Origin of the sequence: Brachybacterium sp. UNK5269 (genome assembly GCF_049266655.1) — a bacterium.
Taxonomy (GTDB): domain Bacteria; phylum Actinomycetota; class Actinomycetes; order Actinomycetales; family Dermabacteraceae; genus Brachybacterium.
In genome coordinates this window covers 576,206-597,359 of record NZ_CP184883.1, presented here as the reverse complement: position 1 = coordinate 597,359, position 21,154 = coordinate 576,206, and the positions used below count along the sequence as shown (strand labels likewise).

22 protein-coding genes, 1 pseudogene and 1 riboswitch are annotated in these 21,154 nt (G+C 72.8%); of the genes and pseudogenes, 12 read left to right on the top strand and 11 right to left on the bottom strand.

The features are described from left to right. Positions 1-59: 59 nt before the first annotated feature. A riboswitch (TPP riboswitch) is annotated at positions 60-153 on the top strand. The 5 genes and pseudogenes from ACOJUI_RS02720 to ACOJUI_RS02700 form a co-directional block, all read left to right on the top strand. Further along, a pseudogene (locus ACOJUI_RS02720) lies at positions 144-1,367 on the top strand (bifunctional hydroxymethylpyrimidine kinase/phosphomethylpyrimidine kinase); the annotation flags it as partial. It overlaps the preceding riboswitch by 10 nt. Next, on the top strand, positions 1,328-1,807 hold the full coding sequence (locus ACOJUI_RS02715; RefSeq protein WP_422117601.1) for a hypothetical protein: 480 nt from the start codon (positions 1,328-1,330) through the stop codon (positions 1,805-1,807). The pseudogene ACOJUI_RS02720 and the gene ACOJUI_RS02715, both read left to right, overlap by 40 nt. After that, positions 1,804-3,195, top strand: a complete 1,392-nt coding sequence (locus ACOJUI_RS02710; protein ID WP_422116571.1) for an MFS transporter — start codon at positions 1,804-1,806, stop codon at positions 3,193-3,195. The genes ACOJUI_RS02715 and ACOJUI_RS02710 overlap by 4 nt, the downstream gene beginning before the upstream one ends. Then, a complete protein-coding gene (thiM, locus tag ACOJUI_RS02705) occupies positions 3,192-3,968 on the top strand; it encodes a hydroxyethylthiazole kinase (RefSeq protein WP_422117600.1) in 777 nt (258 codons plus the stop codon). The genes ACOJUI_RS02710 and thiM overlap by 4 nt, the downstream gene beginning before the upstream one ends. Further along, the gene (locus tag ACOJUI_RS02700) at positions 3,965-4,648 is read left to right on the top strand and encodes a thiamine phosphate synthase (protein ID WP_422116570.1); all 684 of its coding nucleotides are present in this window, start codon (positions 3,965-3,967) and stop codon (positions 4,646-4,648) included. The genes thiM and ACOJUI_RS02700 overlap by 4 nt, the downstream gene beginning before the upstream one ends. 384 nt (positions 4,649-5,032) lie before the next feature. On the opposite strand, the gene ACOJUI_RS02695 is transcribed toward ACOJUI_RS02700, so the two are convergent. Next, entirely contained in the window at positions 5,033-5,278 is a 246-nt protein-coding gene (locus tag ACOJUI_RS02695) for an RbsD/FucU domain-containing protein (protein ID WP_422116569.1), read from the bottom strand. Beyond that, complete coding sequence (locus ACOJUI_RS02690) at positions 5,275-6,246, bottom strand: ribokinase (RefSeq protein ID WP_422116568.1); 972 nt, start codon at positions 6,244-6,246, stop codon at positions 5,275-5,277. Before ACOJUI_RS02690 ends, ACOJUI_RS02695 begins: the two co-directional genes overlap by 4 nt. Before the next feature lie 194 nt (positions 6,247-6,440). Between ACOJUI_RS02690 and ACOJUI_RS02685 the strand changes: the two genes are divergently transcribed. From ACOJUI_RS02685 to ACOJUI_RS02670, 4 genes are all read left to right on the top strand, one after another. Continuing rightward, the gene (locus ACOJUI_RS02685; RefSeq protein ID WP_422116567.1) at positions 6,441-7,202 is read left to right on the top strand and encodes an SDR family NAD(P)-dependent oxidoreductase; all 762 of its coding nucleotides are present in this window, start codon (positions 6,441-6,443) and stop codon (positions 7,200-7,202) included. A 485-nt stretch (positions 7,203-7,687) separates the two neighbouring features. After that, positions 7,688-8,566, top strand: a complete 879-nt coding sequence (locus ACOJUI_RS02680) for an S-layer homology domain-containing protein (protein WP_422116566.1) — start codon at positions 7,688-7,690, stop codon at positions 8,564-8,566. Positions 8,567-8,801: 235 nt separating this feature from the next. Continuing rightward, a complete protein-coding gene (locus tag ACOJUI_RS02675) occupies positions 8,802-8,990 on the top strand; it encodes a hypothetical protein (RefSeq protein ID WP_422116565.1) in 189 nt (62 codons plus the stop codon). Beyond that, the gene (locus ACOJUI_RS02670; protein WP_422116564.1) at positions 8,987-9,709 is read left to right on the top strand and encodes a hypothetical protein; all 723 of its coding nucleotides are present in this window, start codon (positions 8,987-8,989) and stop codon (positions 9,707-9,709) included. Before ACOJUI_RS02675 ends, ACOJUI_RS02670 begins: the two co-directional genes overlap by 4 nt. Positions 9,710-9,762: 53 nt before the next feature. Here the strand turns inward: ACOJUI_RS02670 and ACOJUI_RS02665 are convergent, their stop codons facing one another. From ACOJUI_RS02665 to ACOJUI_RS02650, 4 genes are read right to left on the bottom strand one after another with little or no spacing between them, the layout of a single operon-like run. Further along, on the bottom strand, positions 9,763-10,599 hold the full coding sequence (locus tag ACOJUI_RS02665) for a carbohydrate ABC transporter permease (RefSeq protein WP_422116563.1): 837 nt from the start codon (positions 10,597-10,599) through the stop codon (positions 9,763-9,765). Then, positions 10,596-11,543 (bottom strand): carbohydrate ABC transporter permease, encoded by a 948-nt coding sequence (locus ACOJUI_RS02660; protein ID WP_422116562.1) that lies wholly within the window; start codon positions 11,541-11,543, stop codon positions 10,596-10,598. The genes ACOJUI_RS02665 and ACOJUI_RS02660 overlap by 4 nt, the downstream gene beginning before the upstream one ends. 4 nt (positions 11,544-11,547) lie before the next feature. Then, the gene (locus ACOJUI_RS02655) at positions 11,548-12,861 is read right to left on the bottom strand and encodes an ABC transporter substrate-binding protein (RefSeq protein ID WP_422116561.1); all 1,314 of its coding nucleotides are present in this window, start codon (positions 12,859-12,861) and stop codon (positions 11,548-11,550) included. Then, on the bottom strand, positions 12,858-14,057 hold the full coding sequence (locus ACOJUI_RS02650) for an aminotransferase class V-fold PLP-dependent enzyme (RefSeq protein ID WP_422116560.1): 1,200 nt from the start codon (positions 14,055-14,057) through the stop codon (positions 12,858-12,860). The genes ACOJUI_RS02655 and ACOJUI_RS02650 overlap by 4 nt, the downstream gene beginning before the upstream one ends. Positions 14,058-14,188: 131 nt before the next feature. Here ACOJUI_RS02650 and ACOJUI_RS02645 point away from each other — a divergent pair, with 131 nt between their 5' ends. Beyond that, positions 14,189-14,890 (top strand): FadR/GntR family transcriptional regulator, encoded by a 702-nt coding sequence (locus tag ACOJUI_RS02645; protein ID WP_422116559.1) that lies wholly within the window; start codon positions 14,189-14,191, stop codon positions 14,888-14,890. 100 nt (positions 14,891-14,990) lie between these two features. Then, complete coding sequence (locus tag ACOJUI_RS02640; protein WP_422116558.1) at positions 14,991-15,899, top strand: hypothetical protein; 909 nt, start codon at positions 14,991-14,993, stop codon at positions 15,897-15,899. 37 nt (positions 15,900-15,936) lie between these two features. On the opposite strand, the gene ACOJUI_RS02635 is transcribed toward ACOJUI_RS02640, so the two are convergent. The 5 genes from ACOJUI_RS02635 to ACOJUI_RS02615 form a co-directional block, all read right to left on the bottom strand. Next, positions 15,937-16,335 (bottom strand): hypothetical protein, encoded by a 399-nt coding sequence (locus tag ACOJUI_RS02635; protein ID WP_422116557.1) that lies wholly within the window; start codon positions 16,333-16,335, stop codon positions 15,937-15,939. Positions 16,336-16,487: 152 nt separating this feature from the next. Then, positions 16,488-16,826, bottom strand: coding sequence for a VOC family protein (locus ACOJUI_RS02630; protein ID WP_422116556.1), 339 nt, complete (start codon positions 16,824-16,826; stop codon positions 16,488-16,490). A gap of 42 nt (positions 16,827-16,868) precedes the next feature. Beyond that, entirely contained in the window at positions 16,869-17,906 is a 1,038-nt protein-coding gene (locus ACOJUI_RS02625) for a Fic family protein (RefSeq protein WP_422116555.1), read from the bottom strand. Between the two features lie 359 nt (positions 17,907-18,265). Next, on the bottom strand, positions 18,266-18,904 hold the full coding sequence (locus ACOJUI_RS02620; RefSeq protein ID WP_422116554.1) for a dihydrofolate reductase family protein: 639 nt from the start codon (positions 18,902-18,904) through the stop codon (positions 18,266-18,268). Between the two features lie 147 nt (positions 18,905-19,051). Next, positions 19,052-20,104 (bottom strand): flavin-containing monooxygenase, encoded by a 1,053-nt coding sequence (locus tag ACOJUI_RS02615; RefSeq protein ID WP_422116553.1) that lies wholly within the window; start codon positions 20,102-20,104, stop codon positions 19,052-19,054. A gap of 63 nt (positions 20,105-20,167) precedes the next feature. Between ACOJUI_RS02615 and ACOJUI_RS02610 the strand changes: the two genes are divergently transcribed. Next, a complete protein-coding gene (locus tag ACOJUI_RS02610) occupies positions 20,168-20,800 on the top strand; it encodes a TetR/AcrR family transcriptional regulator (protein WP_422116552.1) in 633 nt (210 codons plus the stop codon). The last annotated feature ends 354 nt before the right edge of the window (positions 20,801-21,154 follow it).

Genomic DNA, 21,154 nt, shown 5'->3' with positions numbered 1-21,154 from the left:
CAGAGCGTGCCGACCGACCGAGCCCGCCGCTCGGCGGATCGCGCGTATGCCTATACTCGGCCGCGGACACGGGGTGCGCCGCCAGGCGCTGAGATCACACCCGTGGAACCTGATCTAGTTAGGACTAGCGAAGGGATGTCCGCGTGACTTCTTCCTGCCATGCCCCCAGACCGTCCGTTCCCCGTGTGCTGTCGATCGCTGGCACCGATCCCTCGGGCGGCGCGGGGACCGCCGCCGACCTGAAGTCCATCACCGCCGCCGGCGGCTACGGGATGACCGTGGTGACCGCGCTGGTCGCCCAGAACACCCACGGGGTCCGCGACCTCCATGTGCCACCCACACCGTTCCTGCGCTCCCAGCTGCAGGCCGTCGGCGAGGACGTGACGCTCGAGGCCGTGAAGACCGGCATGCTCGGCACCGCCGACGTCATCGCCACCGTCGCCGACTGGTGCGAGCGGAGCGCCCCGGCGGTGCTGGTGGTGGATCCGGTGATGGTCGCCAGCAGCGGGGACCGGCTGCTGGAGCCCGAGGCCGAGCAGGCCATGGTCGCCTTCTGCCGCCGCGCCACCGTGGTCACCCCGAACATCGACGAGCTCGCCGTGCTCACCGGCTCCCCGCGGGCTGCCGACGAGACCGAGGCACTGGACCAGGCGACCCGCTGGGCCGCCCGCACCGGGGTGGCCGTGGTGGTCAAGACCGGCCACCTCAGCGACGCGCTGGTCACCAACACCTGGGTGGACCCCGACGGCACCCGGATCTCCGTGCCCTCCTCCCGTCTCGAGACCCGGGCCACGCACGGCACCGGCTGCTCGCTGTCGGCCGCGCTCGCCACCCGCCTGGGCCGCGGCGAGACGCCGGGCGAGGCCCTGGCCTGGGCCACCGCCTGGCTGCACGAGGCGATCGCGCACGGCGCCGCGCTGCAGGTGGGCTCCGGCCACGGACCGGTGGACCATGCCCACCGCTCCCGCCGCCTGCAGGCGGCCGGATCCGCCGCGCCCTGGCTCGGCGCGGGCGCTCTGCCCGCGCGACTCGAGGACCCGCAGGACCTGGCGCCGGCGGAGGTCGGTCCCGCGTGGAGCGGCCCCGTCGCCGCGCCGGTGGCGGCGGTCGCGCCGGCCGGACCCTGGACCGCTGCGCTCTGGGCCGCCGGCGCGCAGATCACCGCCGCCATCGCCGCCTCCGGATTCGTGGGCGCCCTGGTCGACGGCACCCTGCCCGCCCCGGCGTTCGAGTTCTACCTGGCCCAGGACGCGCTGTACCTCGGCCGCTACTCCCGGGCGCTGGCGGCCCTGGCCGCCCGCTCCCGCGAGGCGGAGGCCCAGGTCTTCTGGTCCGAGGCGGCCACCGACTGCCTGACCGTGGAGGCGGCCCTGCATCGCAGCTGGCTCGCAGGCGGCGAGGAGCCCTCCCCAGCCCCGTCACCAGCGCCTACACGGACTTCCTGCTCGCCACGGCGCTCGGCGAGGATCGCACGGTGGGCGTCGCCGCCGTGCTGCCCTGCTTCTGGCTCTACGCCCACGTCGGCGCCCAGCTGCCCGCCGTGCCGGCCGAGCATCCCTACGCCGCCTGGCTGGACACCTACCGCGACCCCGGCTTCGTGGCCGCCACCGAGGCCGCGCTGCGCCAGCTCGAGCGCGAGCTGGCCGCGGCCTCACCGGCCGTGCGCGCCCAGGCCGCCCGCGCCTACCTCACGGCCTGCCGGCACGAGCTCGAGTTCTTCGACCAGGCCCTGCGCCTCGAACCCCCGGCCCCGGAACCGCGAGCGATCGCGTCCGCCGCTGCGACGCTGGTCGGGGGTGCCCGATGAGCCGCGCGACCACGGACGCGTCTGCCCCGGGGACGCAGGCGCTGCCGCCGGAGGGGCGGGCCGCCCTGCGCGCCGGGGTGGTGGGCAACTGGATCGACAACATCCACGTCTTCCTGCCGCTGACGGCCCTGGCCCCGGCGATGCTGGTGCTCGCCGGGCCCGCCGCCACCGCCTCGACCGGGGCGCTGATCGTCATCGCCATGCTGCTGGGCCGGCCCGTCGGCGGGATCGTGTTCGGGGCGATCGCCGACCGGCTCGGGCGCACCCGCACCACCCGCATCGCCATCGCCGGCACCGCCCTGTGCGCCCTGGCGATCGCGGCCATGCCCACCCACGAGATCCTCGGCGGCGCCACCATCGCCCTGATCCTGGTGCTGCGGTTCCTCGGCGGGATCTTCGTGGCCGGCGAGTACTCCGCGGCGATCCCGCTGGCCATGGAGTGGTCGACCGCGCGTCGGCGGGGCCTGATGAGCGGACTCATCCTGTCCATGGCCCCCTGGGCGCAGGCGAGCATCGCGTTCTCCGTCGCCGCCCTGCTCGCGCTGCTGGGACCCGAGGCCTATGCGGTCTGGGGCTGGCGGCTGCTGTTCGTGCTCGGGGCCGCGCTGTCGCTGGGCATGTTCGTCTACTACAGCCGCCAGGTCACCGACGCCCCCGTCTTCCACCGCCGCGCCCGGCAGGCCGCCGAGCGCCCGCAGCAGCCGCGACCCGGCGTGCGCGATGTGCTCGCCGGCCGCTGGGCGCGCGCGTTCTGGCAGGTGTTCCTGCTGATGACGGGCCTGTGGCTGCTGACCAACACCACCGTGCTGCTGCTGACCGCCCGGCTGGACACGGACAGCCCCCTGCCCACCACGGCGGTCCCGCTGGTGATCGGGATCGCCTCGGTGGCGCAGGCGCTGGTGATGGCGCTGGCCGGTCATCTCTCCACCCGCACCGGGCGGCGCCGGCTGTTCCTACTGTGGGGCGCGGTCGCGATGCTCGCCGGCCCGCTGGTGTGGCTGGCCGCGGTGACCTCGCCGACCCTCGCCGTCGCGGCCGCATGGGCGGCGGTGCTGCAGGTCATCACCGTCTCCGCCTACGGCCCGGTCGCGGCGTACCTCTCCGAGCGGTTCCCCACCGAGGTGCGTTCGACCGGCTACGGCATGGGCTACAGCCTCTCCCTGGTGCTGCCGGCGCTGTACCCCTTCTACCTGCCGCTGATCGAGCCGGTGCTGGGCCGGCACGGCTCCGTGATGGCCCTGGTCGCCCTCGGCGGCGCCCTGCTGATGCTCGGCGCCGCCCTCGGCCCGCGGCTGTCACCGCGACAGATCGACGGGGACATCGACGAGGTCGCCGCGGGCGCCGTGCCCCGTCCCCCGGTCCCGGCCGAGGTCGGGAGTGCCCGATGACCGGCGCCGATCCCGACCTCGCGGCCGTGACCGCCGTGCTCGAGGCGGTGCGCGCGCGGCAGCCGGTGGTGCACTGCCTGACCGCGACGGTGTCCATGGCGATCGTGGCCGACGGGCTGCTGGCCGCCGGCGCCCGCCCGATGATGACCGAGACCCTCGCCGAGGCGCCCACGGTGACCACGGTGGCCGACGCGCTCGCGGTGAACCTGGGCACCCTCAGCACCGACGCCATGGACGGCATCCCCGCCACGGTCGCGGTGGCCGTGGCGCAGCAGCGCCCCTGGGTGCTCGACCCCACCGCCATCGGCCTCGCCCCGGTGCGCACACCCCTGGCCCGCGCGCTGGTGGACTCCCGGCCGGCGGTGGTGCGGGGCAATGCCTCCGAGGTGCTCGCCCTGGCCGGCGTCGGGACCGGCGGCCGCGGGGCGGATTCCACGGCCGGGTCCGACGTCGCTGAGGACGCCGCCGCGCAGATCGCGGCGCGCACCGGGGGCGCGGTGGCCGTCTCCGGCGCGATCGACCTGATCGTGGACGCCGAGCGACGGGCCCACGTGGAACGCGGCACCGCACTGCTGACCCGGGTCACCGGCACCGGCTGCCTGCTCGGGGCGCTCACCGCGGCCTGCGCCGCCGTCGAGCCGGACCCCTTCCGGGCGGCGCTGGCCGCCACCACCTGGCTGGACCTGGCCGGCGAGCGCGCCGCCGCCCGCTCCACCGGTCCCGGATCCTTCCGGATGCACCTGCTGGACGCGCTGGACGAGGTGGGGCGATGAGCACCGACGACGGGCGGATCAGCGGGGTGTGGACCGACGCCCGCGCCCTCGACCTGCGCTGCTACCTGGTGACCACGGGGATCGACCGGCGCACCGTGGAGGTCGCCGCGGCGGCGGCCGCGGCCGGGGCCGGCGTGGTGCAGGTCCGGGCCAAGGACGCCGCGGCGGCCGAGCTCCTGGAGCTGACCTGCGCGGTGGCCGACGCCGTGCACGCGGCGCGGCCGGCGACGCGGGTGCTGGTCGATGACCGGGCCGACGTCGCCTTCGCGGCCCGCACCCGCGGGGCGGAGGTCCACGGGGTGCATCTGGGCCAGGACGACCTGCCGGCCACCGCCGCGCGCTGTCTGCTCGGCCCGGAGGCGATCATCGGGCTGACCACCGGCACCCTGGAGCTGGTGCGCGCCGCCGAGGCGCTGCGGGGGGTGATCGACTACATCGGCGCCGGCCCGTTCCGGCCCACCCCCACCAAGGACTCCGGCCGCGAGCCGATCGGGGTGGCGGGGTACCCGGCGCTCACCGCGGCGACGTCGCTGCCGGTGGTGGCGATCGGCGGCGTCGCCCCGAGCGACGTGCCGGCGCTGGCGGGGACGGGGGTGGCCGGGGTCGCGCTGGTGCGGGCGCTCATGGACGCCCCGGATCCGCGCGCCGTGGTGCGGGAAGTGCTGGCGGGATACGGGTGAGCCGGCCGCGGTCTCCGGTTCCGTCGTGGCGTCCCTGGTCGGCGGGCGCGGGGCAAGGGTGCCGCTGCGGACGGCAAAGGTCGGGACCATAGTTCGTCCCCGCGCACGGCAGAGCTCGGAACCATGGTTCGCCCCGGCGCTCGGCAGCGCTCGGAACCACGGTTCGTCTCTGCGCACGCTGTACATCATGTACATGATGTACGCCTGGTCGTGGAAGACCACCCGCGTCGGGCCCGGCGAGGCGGGTCCGTCCGCCCCTCCCCCCGAATGCTCGATGCGGTCGCCGCCTGGCCGGGATCGAGCGCCGGGGTCGAGCGCCGTCGGGCCGAGCGCCGTCGGGCCCTGAGGCCGGACCCGAGGGCTGCACCACCGCGCAGCGGATGATCACCCCGAGGGGCGAGGCCCCTTCAGAACCCCACCCCGCCGCGGAGGACCACCGCGGCCTCCACCGGCCAGGATCGCGTCGGCCACCTCGGCGAAGCCGGGCACCCCCATCACCACCGCGAGGTCCACGCGCGGGACCCCGGGCGGGATGGGCAGGCCGCAGTCGCCGATCACGAAGGTGTCGGTGTGCCCGAGGCGGGCGAGCTGCTCGCTGAGCTGGGGGTGGAGGATCCCTCCGCGTCTCATGCGCTCTCCTCCGACAGCGGCGGCAGCGCCTGGCCGGCCTGCGGGTAGCTGGGCTGGGCGCCGTGGCCGGTGGCCGCGAAGGCCCCCACCTGGGAGGCGAGACGGGCCGCCACGGGCAGGGCGTCACCGCGGGCGAGGCCCACGGCGAGAGCGCCGATGAAGGCATCGCCGGCGCCGGTGGTGTCCACCGCGGTGACCCGGGCGGCGGGCACGGCGTGCAGTCCGTCGGCGTCGGCCACCAGGGCGCCCTGGGCACCGAGGGTGAGGACCACCGAGGCGATCCCGGTGGCGCGGAGGGCCTCGGCGGTCTGCTCCGGGCTCCGCTCGGCGGCGGAGGCGCCGGGGTCGAGCTGCGCGAGCACCAGGGCGGCTTCGTGCTCGTTGACCACCAGTGGATCGGAGGCCAGCAGCACCGCCGGATCGAGCTCCATGACCGGGGCGGGGTTGTGCAGGAAGCGACCGGTGACCAGGGCCGGCAGCGCTTCGATGCCCTCGCGGGGGATCTCCCCCTGGGCCACGACGATCGCGGCCGCGCCGATCGCCTCCCGCGCGGCGGTGACCTGGGCGGCGTCGACTGCGGCGTTCGCACCGGCGATCACCACGATGGAGTTCTCGCCGTCCTCGGCGACGGTCACGATCGCCAGACCCGTCGGCCCCTCGACCTCCCGCACCCCTTCGAGGCCCACCCCGGCCGCCTGCAGGCCGGAGCGGCCCACGGCGGCCTGCGGGTCGGTGCCCACCGCGCCGATCATGTGGACGCTGCCGCCCAGCCGGGCGGCGGCCACCGCCTGGTTGGCGCCCTTGCCGCCGGGCAGCATCTGCCCGCCGCTGCCGTGGAGGGTCTCCCCCGGCAGCGGGTGACGGCGGACGTGGGCGATCAGGTCGACGTTGATCGACCCGACCACCACGATCGTGCCGGCCCCGCGCTCCGCCTCGGGGATGAGCAGGCGAGTTGTCGCATCGATCATGGGCGGGGGCCTCGGCTTCTGTGAGGTCGTGGGAACTGCGTCGAGGCGCATGATGCGCGTCTCGGCGGGCACGTTACCCGTGTGGCGGCGGATGCGCACGGCGCTGAGCGCCGTTCGCCCGAGTCCGCCGCCGTCGGGAAGGATGGCCCGGAGCGCTACCTATCGGGAACAGGCACCAGCTGAGCGGAGACACCATGAGATGTGCACTGGTCACGGGAGCATCCCGCGGGATCGGCCGGGCCACGGCGATCGCGCTGAGCGAGCGCGGGGACCGCGTGGCCGTCCACTACGGGGCAGACGTCGCCGCGGCCGAGCAGACGCTGTCGCTGCTGCAGGGCGAGCATCATGTGCTCGTCGGCGGCGACCTGTCCGATCCGCAGACCGCGCAGCGCATCGTGCGCGAGACGGAGCAGGGCCTCGGGCAGATCGACGTGCTGGTCAACAACGCCGGGATCGCGCCCGGCGCGGCGACCGAGCACCGGGTGGACGAGACCGACTACGACACCTGGCAGCAGCGGTTCACGCGGATGATCGAGGTCGACCTCACCGCCCCCGCGAACCTGACCTACCTGGTGGCCCGCTCCCTCATCGCCCGCGAGGCCCCGGGGGTGATCGTCAACGTCGGCTCCCGCGGTGCGTTCCGCGGGGAGCCCGACGCCCCCGCCTACGGCGCCGCGAAGGCCGGGCTGCACGCCTTCGGCCAGTCGATGGCGCTCGCGCTCGCACCCCACGGCATCGCGGTCGCCTCGGTGGCGCCGGGGTTCGTGGACACGCAGCGCCAGCAGGAGAAGCTCGCGGGGGCGGCCGGTGACGCCCTGCGCGCCCAGAGCCCCTTCGGGCGGGTGGGGACGGCCGAAGAGGTCGCGGCGGCGATCGTGTACCTGACCTCACCGGAGGCGCAGTGGGCCTCCGGGGCGATCCTCGACCTGAACGGGGCCTCGCACCTGCGGACGTGAGCGGCGGCATCGCGCGGGCAGTGCCCGCATGCTCGCGTCGTCGTCCGTGACCCGGCGGTATCCAGTCTGAGGTGCCGTTATAGCGCCTTCATAGCGGCACGTCAGACCGGATACCAGGCGGTATCCCGGGCCGGCGGCTCCGCACAAGCGCGCCCGCGCCCGTCGGCCCCGCCCGTAGGCTTCGGGCAGGACGACCTCAGCGGCGCTGACGATCGGACGCAGCGTTGCACGACCCCGGGAGGTCGTCCGGCGCACCGCGTGCGTCCAGCCCGCCCCCGACCCTCGAGAGGCCGCCCCTTGTCTGCTCAGATCTCCCGCCGCACCCTGCTGACCGCGGCCGTCGCCGGCGCTGCCGCCGGGGGCGCCACCCTGCTCACGGCGGCTCCTGCCACCGCCGCCCCGGCGTTCGCCGACGTTCCTCGCGGCCACCAGTTCCACCACCAGATCAGCTGGACCGCGGAGCGGGGATCTCCACCGGCTGGGGCGTGGGCGCTCAGCGCACCTTCCGCCCCGACCAGCACATCAACCGCGATGCGATGGCGGCTTTCCTCCACCGCCTGGCCGGCTCCCCGAGCGAGACCGGGAACGCCACCTTCCGGGACGTGGGCCCGGGCATGATGTTCCGCGAGGAGATCTCCTGGCTCGCCTCGACCGGCATCACCACCGGCTGGGCCGACGGCACGTTCCGGCCGCTGAGCACGGTCACCCGCGACGCGATGGCCGCGTTCCTCTATCGCATGGCCGGCTCCCCGCGCCATCCCACGCCGGCGCGCGCCCCGTTCCGGGACGTGCCGCCCTCGATGCAGTTCAGCAGGCAGATCTCCTGGCTGGCCTCGACCGGCATCTCGACCGGGTGGCCGGACGACACCTTCCGGCCGCTGCAGCCCTTGGAGCGGGGCGCCATGGCCGCCTTCCTCCACCGGTACGACGCGCTCGGGCTGCGCACGTCGATCCCGCTGGCGGGCGATGTGTCGACCTTCGTGCGCGATGCCGAGGCGGCGATCCTGGTGGCGACCAGCAGTTACCGCGCGGACGCCGGAGCGCGGGCCCTGTCCCGCCGGACCGAGATGGACGGCGTCGCCCGCACCTGGTCGACGACCATGGCCACCACCGGCCGCTTCGAGCACAACCCGCGCTACGCCGAGCAGATCCCCGGGGGCTGGCGCGCCGCCGCGGAGAACATCGCCTACCGCAGCGTCGGCAGGGGCACCGGCACGGAGACGGGTCGCGCGCTCGCGCTGCAGTGGTTCAACTCGCCGGGCCACCAGGCGAACATGCTGCGTGCGGGGACCACGCACATCGGGATCGGCGTGCATGTCCAGGACGGGGTCGCCTACGGGACGCAGGTGTTCGCGCAGTACTGAGGTCGGTGCGACCTCGCTCCGACTCCTCGGCGCCCTCCGGCCCGGTCACCCCCGCTGCCGCTCCAGGAATCCGCGCAGCAGGGCCTCGGTCCCGCGGGCGTGGTCCGCGGCGAGCGCGGCGGTGCGCTCAGAGTCGCCCCCGAGGGATCCCGGTCCCGTAAGCCCGTGCCGCTACTCTGAGCCGGACCGGGGCGCTCTCACACTCTCCCCACTCTCACCTGCGGAAAGGCCACTCATGCATCGTTCCTCCGCACGGGCGCGCATCGTCTCCGCGCTGATCACGCTGCTGGCCGTGCCGACCGCGCTCGTCGCCCTCTCGGCCGGCGGGGTGCACTGGATGAACGCGATCCAGCGGCCCGCGCCGCTCTCGACCGTCGTCGCGGAGGCACTCCCCCGTCGGTCGCGTGGATCGCCCTGGCGGTGATCCTGCTGGCGATCGTCGGGCTGCTCGGGGTCTGGAGCTCCGCCGGGCTCCTCGCCTGCGGCGTCTTCGCCGTTGCCTTCACCACCCCGATCCTCATCCCTGCGGTCGCCCAGAACCTCCCAGGTGTGATGTCCAGCGTCCTGCCGTGGCCCCTGTGGACGGCCGCCGCCCACGGGCTGGCCTTCGGCGTCTGGGCGGTCGTGACGCTCGTGCTCACCGCGATGGGGGTCGCGCTCGCGCTCACGCGCAGACGGCCCGTCCGAAGCCTTCCCCTGGCCGTGGTCGGTACGGCCCTCTCTCCAGTGCTCCTGCTCGCCGGGATGGTGCTCGTCGTCGGTGGGACCACCATCGGGCTCGCCCCGGAGATCGGGGCGGGGCTGGTCACTCCGCAGTTCGGCCCCGTCGGGGTCGTGCTGATCGGGGCCGCCCTGATCGTGCTGGGTGTCGCCATCGCCGCCGTGGCGCCGTACGCGCTGCTCGCGCCGGCGCTCATCGTGATCACGCTGACGGGCCTGTTCCTGACCGGGCTGCCCTTCGACGTCGTAGGACCCGAGCGGATCGGCGGCCTGCCGGTCTTCGCGGCCACGGCCACCCTGGAGGGCATGCTGATGATCGGCGCCGAGCCGGGTCTCGCGGTCCTGTTCCTGTCGTTCACCGTGGCGGCGGCCGTGGTGCGACGGCGAGCCGGTGGCAGGACACGGCGGGTCGCGGCGGTCTGACCGGGTCCACCGTTTCCCGCGATCCTGGATCGCATCGCGCCGCGCGGGGCCCCTCAGCCCTTCGTCGCCCCCGCCGTCAGCCCCGCCACGATCCACTTCGAGGCGATGCCGAACAGCACCATCGTCGGGATCACCGTGAGCACGGCCGCCGCGGACAGCGGCCCCCATTCGATGTTGAAGCTGGTGATGAAGCCGTTCAGGGCGGTGGGGATGGTGCGCTTGTCGCTGGAGTTGATGAGCGTGACCGACAGGAACAGCTCGTTCCAGCAGTTCACGAAGTTGAAGATGAAGGTCGCGGCGAGGCCCGGGAGCATCACCGGCAGGATGATGCGGATCAGCGCGGTCAGCCGGCTGCAGCCGTCGATCATGGCGGCCTCGTCGAGCTCCTCGGGGACGTTGTCGAAGAACCCCTTGAGCATGATCGCGGAGAAGGGGATGCACATCGCGACGTACACCAGCGCGAGCCCGCCGCGGTTGTCGACCAGGTCCAGCGCCACCATCATCTGGTAGAGCGGCCCCAGCGCGATGAAGGCCGGGATCATCTGGGTGACCAGGAACGCGAGCACCACCAAACCCCGCGCCCGGAACCGGAAGCGGGAGAGCACGTAGGCGGACAGGGTCGCGATCACGGTCGCCACGAGCCCCGCGGAGGTCGCCACGATCAGGCTGGAGAGCATGTTCTGACCGAAGTCGGACTGCGAGAACAGCGAGGCGTAGTTCTCCAGCGTGGGCCGCAGCGGGAGGTACTGCACCGGGTAGGCGGCGATGTCGGAGGGGGCCTTCAGCGAGCTGACCAGGATCCAGTACAGCGGGAAGATCGTGATCAGCAGCCAGATGCCGAGCCCGCCGAAGCGGACGGCGCGCAGGAGCGGGGTGTCGCGGTTGATCATCGGGTGTTGTCCTTGGAGAGCAGAGCCAGGTAGACCGCGGCGAAGACCATCAGCAGGCCCACGATGGTCAGCCCTAGCGCCGAGGCCTGGCCGTAGTTGCCCTGCTGGGTCAGCTGGATCATCCAGGTGGTGGCGATGTGCGTCTGGTCGGCGGGGCCGCCCGCGGTCATCGCCCAGATGACGTCGGGGAAGTTGAAGATCCAGATCACGCGCAGCAGCACGGTCAGCACCAGGGTCGACTGGATCGCCGGGATCATCACCGAGAAGAGGGTGCGGGCCCGCCCGGCGCCGTCGATCGCGGCCGCTTCGAGCATCTCGTCGGGGACGGACTGGAGGGCGGCGAGGATCATCATCGCGAAGAAGGTGACGCCGTACCAGATGTTCGCGATGACCACCGCGACCATGGCGAGGTTGGGGTCCGCGAGCCACGGGATCGGCGTATCGATGAGGCCGACGCGGGTGAGCAGGTCATTGATGACCCCGAACTCGGAGTTGAACATCCACCGGAACAGCAGCCCGATGAGGAAGCCCGAGACCGCCCACGGGTAGAACACGAAGGCCTGGTAGAGCCCGCGGAAGCGGAAGGCGCGACGCAGCCACAGGGCGATCGCGAAGCCGATCACCAGCTGCGGGATGATCGAGCCGACCACCCAGCCCACCGTGTTCAGCAGGATCCGCCCGAAGCTGGGGTCGCTGACGATGGTGCGGAAGTTCTCCAGCCCCACCCAGGGGGTGCTGGTGAGGTCGTAGAGGTTCCACTCGCGGAAGGCCATCTGGCTGCCGCGCAGCATCGGGTAGTACGTGAACACGACGACGAACAGGAACGCCGGGGCCAGGAACGCCGCGATCAGCAGAGCGGTGCGCACCGAGAAGGTGCGCCGCGCGGACCGGCGGGCGGTCCGCGGCGGCGCGACCTTCCTCGGGGCGACGGAGGTGTCCGTCACCGGCTCAGCCCTCCCACTTCTCGGACCAGAACTCGTCCCAGCCCTTCAGCGCGTCGGCCGTGGTCAGGGAGTCGGTGAGGATCATCTGCATGTCGGTGTCAGAGCGCTGGCCCCATTCGGTCCACCAGGCCACCCCGCGCGGCTCCTGGCAGCTGAGGTAGGTCTCGGGCGCTTCGGTCATGGTGACGTAGGCGGCCCAGGGGCCGGTCTTGAAGTGCTCGTCCTCCCCCGCGCTCTGCAGGATCGGGACCAGGCTGTTCTCCTTGGCGAAGGTGGTCGAGGCGTCCACGGAGAGGAACTGCACGAGCTTCACCGCGGCCTCCTTGTGCTCGGAGGACTCGGCGACGCCCCAGCCGGCGGTGGCCATCGGCCAGGTGGCCTTGCCGGTCGGGCCGGTCACCAGCGGCGCGACGGCCCACTGGTCCTCGGTCAGGGAGGAGGCCTCGACGGCGGCGATGACCTCGGGGTCCTGCAGCAGGAAGGCGGTGGAGCCGTTGGTGAAGGCCTCCACCATCTCGGGGTAGCCCCAGGCCACGGCGGACTGCGGGGAGCCGGTCCGGAACAGCTCGATGTACATGTCCAGCGCCTCCTGGGAGGCGGGCGAGGAGAAGATCGTCGAGCCGTCGGCGAGCGCGTAGGCGTTCTCGGGATCGATGTCCTCGGCGTTGTACGCCTCCAGGGCGCTCATCGCCTGGCCGATCGAGTTGGAGGTGCCGCGGAAGGCGTAGCCGTAGCGGTTCTGGCTGGGGTCCTGGACGGCGGCGGCCTGCTCGACCAGCTCCTCCCAGGTGGCCGGGGGCCCGTCGAATCCGGCCTCGGCGATCAGGTCGGGGCGGTAGTAGAGGCTGAGTCCGTAGAAGCCGTAGGGGATGGCGAAGGTCTTGCCGTCCACGGAGGTCGCGAAGGCCTTGGCCTGGTCGGTGAGGTCGGCGAAGCCGTCCCAGCCCTCGGTCTCGGCGGTCATGTCGTAGAGCCAGCTGTTGTTGGTGAAGGGGCCGATGGTCAGGTCCCGCACCTCCAGCACGTCGACCCCGGAGCCGGCCTGCAGCATCTGCTGGATCTTCTGGTCGGCCTGTTCGGTGGGCGGGGAGACGAGCTCGACGGTGATGCCCTCGTTGGCGGCCTCGAAGTCCGCGATCAGGGACTTCAGCAGCTCGGTGCGGGCGGAGCTGGTGATCGACTCGACCATGGTGATGGTGACGGAGCCGTCGGCGCTCTCGCTCCCTCCCCCGCAGGCGGCGAGCGCGAGGGCCGCTCCGCCGGCGGCGGTGCCGGCTAGGAGCTGGCGGCGCCCTACGGTGGTGTGTGCCAGGTTCATGATGCTGTCCTCTCGAAGGTGCGGTGGCCGGTGAGCCCGGCCAGGATCGGGATCGCCGTCGTGGCCATCGCGGTGATGTCGGCGGCGGTGGTGTAGGGGGCGGCGGAGAGCCGCAGGAAGCCCTCGCCGTGGAACTCGGTGAAGGCCGCGATGCAGCCGGTGGCGTCCATGAACGGCACCCGCAGCGCATCGACGCTGTCGTGGTCCCAGGCGCGGGTCCCGGGCAGGCGGAACAGACGCATCGGGCCGAAGCCGTGGCCGACGTCCGCGACCGGGTCGGCCACGCCCGCGGCCTGTAGGGCCGCCCCGATCTCCTGCTCGGCGCGCTGCATCAGCTGGGCGCCGTGGCGGCGGATCGCGTCCCAGCCGAACTGCTCGGCGAGGTGGTCGTGGGCGAAGGCAGCGGAGAACCAGGCGGTGATGTCGACGGTGCCCTGGTGGTCGAAGCGGTCCGGGAAGGGCTCGTGGCCGCCCCAGGAGTCCACCAGCGGGAACAGGTCGAGGTCGGGGTTGTTGCGCACCAGCACCGCGGTGCCGCGGGGGGCGCACCAGAACTTGTGGAGGTTCCCGATCCACACGTCGGCCTCGCGCACCACCGGGTCCTCGAGGGCGCCGGGCGCGTGGGCCCCGTCCACCAGCACCAGGGCGCCGTGGCGGTGGGCGAGGCGGGTGAGCTCGGCGGCGGGGAGGCGGCGGGCGGTGGCGGAGGTGACCTGGTCGATCACCAGCAGATCTGTCTGACGGCTTGCGAGGTGGCGGCCGACGAGGGCCTCGACCTCGGCGTCCGAGGCGTCCAGCGGGATCGGCAGCGTGGTGCACGTGCCGCCGGTCTCGCGGGCCAGCCGCTCGGCGCCCATGGAGACGGCGCCGTAGCCGTGGTCGGTGACGAGCACGTGCACGGGGCCCCGGCCGGCCAGGGTGCGGAACATGATCGAGGCGCCCGCGCTCGCGTTGGCCACCAGCACCAGGTCCGCCGCGGGGACGTCGAGGCGCGCGGCCACGTCGGCGCGCAGCCCCCCGATCCGGGAGGCGAGGGTGCTGAACCAGCGCACCGGATTGCGCTCCATCTGCTCACGCTGCTCCACCTGGTGGGCGAGCACCGCGGTGGGGACGGCGCCGAAGGAGCCGTGGTTGAGGTGCCGGTAGTCCGCATCGAGGTCCCACAGAGCGGGCGCCTCACGGCCGTCCCTCGTCATCAGCACCTGTGTCAACGTTCCGCCTCTCGCGATGATCTGTCTGACAGATAATGCACTGTGGCCGCCGTCTCACGGAGCATCACACGGATCCGTTACCGTAATGACACCGACTCGTCTGACAGGTGGTGGGAATGGGTGAGCTGAAACGCTCCCAGGCGCAGAAGGCCTTCGACGGGCTGCGCCGGATGATCTCCTCCGGCGCGCTCGCTCCCGGGGACCGTCTGCCCAGCGAGCAGGATCTCTGCGCGGAGCTCGACGTCTCCCGCAGCTCCCTGCGCGAGGCGCAGAAGATGCTCGGCTTCGCCGGGGTGCTCACCTCCCGCACCGGGGCCGGCACCTTCGTCTCGGCGCTCACTGCGGAGACGGTGATGTCGGGGCTGGGGGTGACGATCCCGCTGCTGCCGCTCGAGGAGTACGTGGGCCTGTTCGAGATGCGGCAGCTGCTCGAGGGGTACGCGGCCGCGCAGGCCGCGGCCGGTTTCGACGAGGCCCAGCGGGAGCGCCTGCTGGATCTGGCTCAGCAGCTCGCGGCGCGGTCCTGGCGGGACGACGGGGCCGCGCTCGACGACGCCTTCCACGAGCTGCTGGCCTCCGGTGCGGCGAACGAGGCGATCGCGGTGGTGCTGCGCTCGATGCGCCAGCGCGGGCGCCACTACCGGGTCTTCGAGCACGGCGACGCGGAGATGCTCAAGCGCACCAGCGACCACGAGCATCTGCGCATCGCCGAGGCGATCCGGGACCGGGATCCGGTGCGCGCCCAGCTCGAGGCCACGGCGCACATCCGCACCACCCGGGGCTGGCTGGAAGGGCTGCAGCCCGCGCCGGAGCCCTGATCTGCCCGAACCCGCCCGTCGGCCCTCCCCCGCCGCTAGCCTGGGAGCGATCGGGGGCTGCTGCGGACTCTCCGCACCCCCGCCTGGGGAAGGGGTCCTCATGCATCGCTCCTCCGCGCTCGCGCGCATCGTCACCACGCTGGTGACGCTCCTGGCCGTGCCGGTCGCGCTGCTCGCGCTCTCGGCCGGTGGGGTGCCGTGGATGCAGGTGGTCATGCGGCGCATGCCGCTCGAGGCGGCCCTGCCGCAGGTGCTGCCGATGTCGATCGGGTGGCTCGCCCTCGGCGTGGTCCTGCTGGTGGTGGTGGGCCTGCTCGGGATCTGGAGCTCCGCCGGTCTGCTGGTCTCGGGGATCTATGCCGTCCTCTTCACCGTCGCCCTCCTGGTCCCGAGGCTCACCGTGCAGCTGACCCTCCCCCTGTCCGAGGCCCTGCCCGGACGGCTCGGGATCGACGGCTCCTATGGGCTGTACTACGGCGTCCCCGCGTTGGTCACGATCGTGCTCCCCGTGATGGGGGCCGTGCTCGCCCACGCGCGCCGGCGACCGGTCCGGAGCGTGCCCCTGTCCGTGGTCGGGACGATCCTCTCGCCCGTCCTGCTGTTCGCCGGGACGCTGCTGATGGTGGGCGGTGTCGCCACGGGGCTCACCATCCAGCTCCAGCGGTTCGAGCTGACCCCGCAGCTCGGACCCGGCGTGGCGGTGCTGATCGGGGCCGTGCTCATCGTGCTGGGCGTCGCCCTGACCGGCGTGGCCCCGTATGCGCTGATCGTGCCCGGGATCGGGGCGATCGGGCTGACGGCGCTGTTCCTGACCGTGCTGCCGTACGAGGTCGCCGGAGCGGGAGCCATCGGCGGGCTGCGGACGATGAACGTCGTCTCCGCTCTGCACGGGGCGCTGATCACGGGGGCCGGACTGGGGCTCGCGACGCTGTTCCTGGCGTTCACCGTGGCGGTGATCGTGGTGCGGTGGCGGGCCGGTCGCAGCGCGGAAGGCGTTCCGCAGGGGTGATCAGGGCTCTCGGGCCCTGAGCGCTCGACGTGCCGCGTTACAGCAGCATCGCCCCTCCGAGCATGGCGCCGATCAGCGCCGCCACCGCGGCGAAGGGGCTGAGGACGGCCAGCACGATCCCTCCGATCGCGCGCCCGTTCGCGCCGTGTCGCACCAGCGAGAGGACGCCCGTGATGAGTGCGGCGAGGCCGAGGACGGTCCACAGGATCATGGTCGCCCCGAGCGCGTAGACCAGGAGCTGGTAGCCGGCGGGGGTGTCGGTGAAGAGTCGGCCGTGGGCGGCCTCCATCGGGACGATGGTGGCGCCGATGACGAGGGAGACGAGCGTGGCGCCGAGCAGCGCCGTGATGCCGAGGGGCAGCGACCAGCTGCGCGCTCGGGGCTGCGTCGCCGCAGGCGCGCTGGTCACGGGATCGGGGAGGGTCTGGGTCCGCATCGGGCGAGCGTATCGGCGCCATTGACCCACGGGTAACAGGGCCGGCCGCCGCGTCGGAGCGGGGGAAAACCCCCAGCTCGCTGCCTCGGCGTTCGTTTCGCGGTGGGTCGGGTCTTGGTGGGCAGCGGCCTCAGTGTCACCGGAGCGATCGCTCAGGCAGGGATGACACAGAACAGGTTGCCCTCGGGGTCGCGCAGCACCACGAAGTCCGCGCCGGGCGGCAGCTCCCAGTCCTCGGCCCGGGTCGCGCCGAGCGAGATCAGTCGCTCCACCTCGACGCTCACGTCGTCGGCCGCCACCGCGTACAGGTCGAGGTGCGTGGCGTCCTCGGTGTCGAGATGGAGCCCGGGGCCGGTGCCGGGTCCCGCGGCGGGCTGCAGGAGCAGCTCGTCCGACGCCGACGGCACATAGTCCAGCGCTCGGGTCCAGAACGACACCGCCCGGTCGGCGTCCCGGACGTTCAGCACGACAGCACCGATGCGCAGGCTCATGGGGCCAGCATGGCAGGCGGGTGCGGAATGTGCTGGCCGGACTCAGCTCACCTGGTCGACCAGCCGCAGCACATCGTCAGCCTGGAAGACCTCCGAGCGTCGGTATTTCCCGGTCCCCGAGGTGAGGATCCCGCGGGCGACCAAGGTGTCCACAGCGCGGTGCGCCGCGACGGGAGAGACGCCCAGGCGGTCAGCGATGAAGGCAGCGGTGACCACCGGCTGCTGGCGCAGCACCGGGAGTATCCGGCGAGCCGACGAATCAGCCCGCAGGCCCGCGGCCTTCTCGGCGAGCGCAGCGTCGAGGGCCCGGACTTCCTCCTGGATGCGCTGCATCGTGTCCCCGGCCTCCGCCGCGACCTCGACGAAGAAGCGCACCCACTCGTTCAGTGCCTCTACGGCCCGGTCGGGCAGATCGGTACGGACAGCGCCGAGGCGCTGGACGTATTCCCGCTCGCGCGAGCGGATCGCGGTTGACACCGGAAGCAGGCCCGATCGCACCACTCCCCCTCGCTCGAGGACTGCGTGGACCAGCGCCCTGCCCGCACGCCCGTTCCCGTCCTCGAAGGGGTGGATGGTCTCGAACTGCGCGTGCGCGATCGCCGCGAGCAGCAAGGGATGCTCTCCCGAGTGGTCGAGGTAGCGCAGCAGATCCTCGATCAAATCGCGGACCTCGCCAGGCGGAGGTGCCACATAGTCGGCACGGACCTTGTCCCGCCCCCCGATCCACACGTCGACCTCGCGCACTCCGGTCGCGGCACCGACCACACCCAGGGCATCGTGGATCTGCTCGACGTCGCCGATCCCCCACTCGTCGCGCGCGGCGAGCTGCTCGATCGCCGTCCGGGTCGCCTCGACGTTGCGGGCCACGCTCATTGCCTCGTGGTTGCGCAGATGATCGGACTGCACCCCGAGCTGGGCGTAGGAGACGTCCCGCGAGGAGGCGTTGACCTGTTCGATCCGAGAGGAGGCGATGGATTCCGAGCGCAGCAGCAGCGGGTAGATCCCACGCCTGGTCGCCTCATCGACCTGCGCGGACGCGGCGGTGATGAGGCCGGACACTTCCAGGGCCTCCTCGCGCACCGCGCGGTCGAGCTGAGCTCCCACGTCCTGATCGGTCAGACGCGCAGGGAGGTAGTACGAGAAGGCGCCGCCCCGACGAGCAGCCGCCGAGGCTCCCCGGTAGTCGGGCGCCTGATGCCCCGCCAGCCATGTGCCGTGGATACCCATCCCCACTCCTCAGTTAACTTTATGGCGCTAACGTTAACTCATGGCTGTCGAGGGTGACGCCTTGGCATCCCGCATCGCGTCCTCACAGGGGCAACCCGGACGCCCCGGCGCATCGACCGCGGCCGGCGGACGGCGGGAACACCGGCGGTTTCGCGGTGCGCACCGCCAGGTCGAAGCGTCGAACGCTACGGGGGCAGCGCACGAACTGCCGGTCAGTCCCGCGCCGACATGTCCCCCGTCGTCACCTCCCCGGGCGCGGGGGCGTAGCGGAGGGTCAGCGTGCCGGTGGCGCTCGCGGTGGGCGGGGCGGTGAGGGCGAGGTTGCGGGGCGGACCGTCGGGAGGAAAGAGGCGCTTCCCCGCCCCGAGGACGATGGGGTAGACCCACAAGGTCAGCTCGTCGAACAGTCGACGCGCGACGAGCGTGCGGGAGAAGTCGATGCTGCCGATGACGTGGATGCTGCGGTGCCGCGCGCGCAGCCCCGCCACCGCCGTCTCCAGATCCGTCCCGAGCAGGTGCGAGTTCCTCCACGGCAGCTCCGGGCGCCCGCGGGAGGCGACGTACTTCGGCACCGCATCGAACGTCCGGGCGATGGGGCTGTCCGGGCCGTCGAGATGGTGGGGCCAGTAGGCGGCGAAGATGTCGTAGGTGCGCCGACCGAGCAGCAGCGCGTCGAGCTCGGCGATGCCGGCGCCCACCTCCGCGCCCACCCCGTCATCGGCGAACGGCGCCTGCCAGCCGCCGTAGGCGAAGCCGCCCTCCGGGTCCTCGTCGGGACCGCCCGGTGCCTGCATGACGCCGTCGAGCGAGCTGAACAGGTCGATGACAAGGCGGCCGGGGGTCGTGGCCATGGCGGGGCTCCCTGGGCGGGGTCGGGGCGGGATGTCCCGGCGTGAGCGGAAGTGTCGTCCCGCGGCAGCGGGGTGTCAAGAGCCTCGACCTCGGCGCCGCTCGGCTGCGCGGAGCCACCGCATCGCGACGACGGACCAGCCGTCCTCTCAGGCGACGCCGGCGGCGATGCGGCCCGCGACGTACTCGGCGTCGCGCGCCGCGCCGCCGATGAGTCCTGAGGTGAGGGCGTACTGGAACGGCATCCCCACGAAGAAGAGGCCGGGGTATCGACGCACGACCCCGCGCTCCGTGATGGGGACGCCGACGGCATCGACGTCCAGGGGCGGGAGCCACCGGAGGTCGGGCCGGAAACCGGTGGCCCAGATGATCGCGGTGGGGGTGCACACCTCGCCAGCGTCCGTCAGGGGGCGTCCGTCCGCCACTCCGGTGAGGCGGGGCAGCCGGGTGACCCCGGCCGCTTCCAGCTGCGGCAGGGAGATCCGGATGAGCGGGGCACCGCGGAGGCCGAAGGAGGCGGCGACCTTGCGCCCGGGCGGGGTGCCGGTGGTGAGCAGCCGGTGCACGATCAGCCAGTAGGCGCTGCCGGCGTAGCGGAACACGGCATCGGGGATGTGCGGGGTCGGGCGACCGGCGAGGGAGACGCGGTGGGTGGGCGCCAGCTCGAGCGCGATCTCCGCGCCCGAGGTGCCGGCGCCCACCACGAGCACCGCGCCGGGCGGGATGCTTCCCGCATTGCGGTAGTCGGAGGAGTGCAGCTGCCGGATGCCGGCATCGAGGTCGCGGGCGAGAGCGGGCACGTGCGGCAGGGCGTTGTGTCCACCGGCGGCCACGACGTGGCGCGCCGACATCGGCCCGGCGGTGGTGTCCAGCTCGAACTCGTCGCCACGGGGGATGACGCTCCGGACGCGGACGCCGAGCCGGACGGGAAGGTCGAAACGGCGGGCATAGGTCGCGAGGTAGTCGGCGAACTCGTCCTTGCCCGCATAGCCGTCGCGGCCCACCGGGTTCGCCAGCCCGGGCAGGCCGCTGAACCGGCCGGGCGTGAACAGTCGCAGCGAATCCCACCGTGCACGCCACACGTCCCCCACCTGCCCGCCCGCGTCGAGAATGGTGAACGGCAGCTTCCTGCGCGCCAGGTGAAAGCCTGCGGCCAGGCCGGAGTGGCCTGCGCCGATGACCACGGTCTCGATGTGCTCCATGAGAGCCTCCTCCATCACTCAGTAGAATACTCTTCTACTGAGTGGATGGCTATGCTAGTGAGCATGTCCGCCGCCTCAGAGATTCCTCGCACGCTACGCGACGCGCAGGCCGCCCTGACCCGTGAGCAGATCGTGGGGGCCGCCGGCAGGTTGTTCCGGGCCGGTGGCTATGCCCGGACCTCGATCGGTGCGATCGCGGCCGAGGCCGGGGTCTCGGTGCAGACGATCTACAACTCCGTGGGCAACAAGGGGGCGCTGCTCTCGGCGGTGCTCGACGTCGCGGCCTCCGGCCTGCAGGCGCCGACTCCGGTGGCCGAGTTCATGCAGGAGCGCGTGGACCGTGCCGGCGATGCCGCCGCAGTGATCGCGGTGCTCGCGGACTGGTTCCTCGAGGTGAACACGAGCACCGCCTGGGTGTGGTCGGTGATCCGCCAGGCCGCCGCGATCGATGACGAGGCCGCGGGCGTGCAGCGCGCCCGCGACGAGCAGCGCCTGCACAACTATCGCCTCGCGGCCGCCGCACTGCGAGCCCGGGGAGCCCTCGCCGACATCACCGACGAGGAGGCTGCGGCGACGATCTGGACGATCGGGCATCCCGAGACGTATCGCCTACTGGTGGACTCCCTCGGGTTGTCGGCGGCGGCGTATCGGGAGTGGGTGCGCAAGGGGCTCACGGGCGCGCTGGCTGCGGGGTGAGGCCGCGTGCGGCGCCTGCCAGTCGCCGTAGGCGAACCCGCCCTCGGGGTCCTCGTCGGGCCCACCGGTGCCTGCATGACGCCGTCGAGCGAGCTGAAATCTCTCCGGCGCCCGTGCCGGGTAGTCCACAGGACGGCCCTCGCGCTGCACACCGGAGTTCAACTGTCGTACTGCCTTCGGATGTAGTCGTCCATGTGCGGGACGGTGAACTGCAAGACCCCACGGTCCGGGGCGAAGATGAGCCCTTTCTTGATCAGCGCATCCCGCGAGACGCTGAGGTCACTGGGGCGCCGTCCCGGCTCCCGGGGTGTACGGGTTACGCGCGAGATCCATTGATCACTCTCTCTAAGCGTG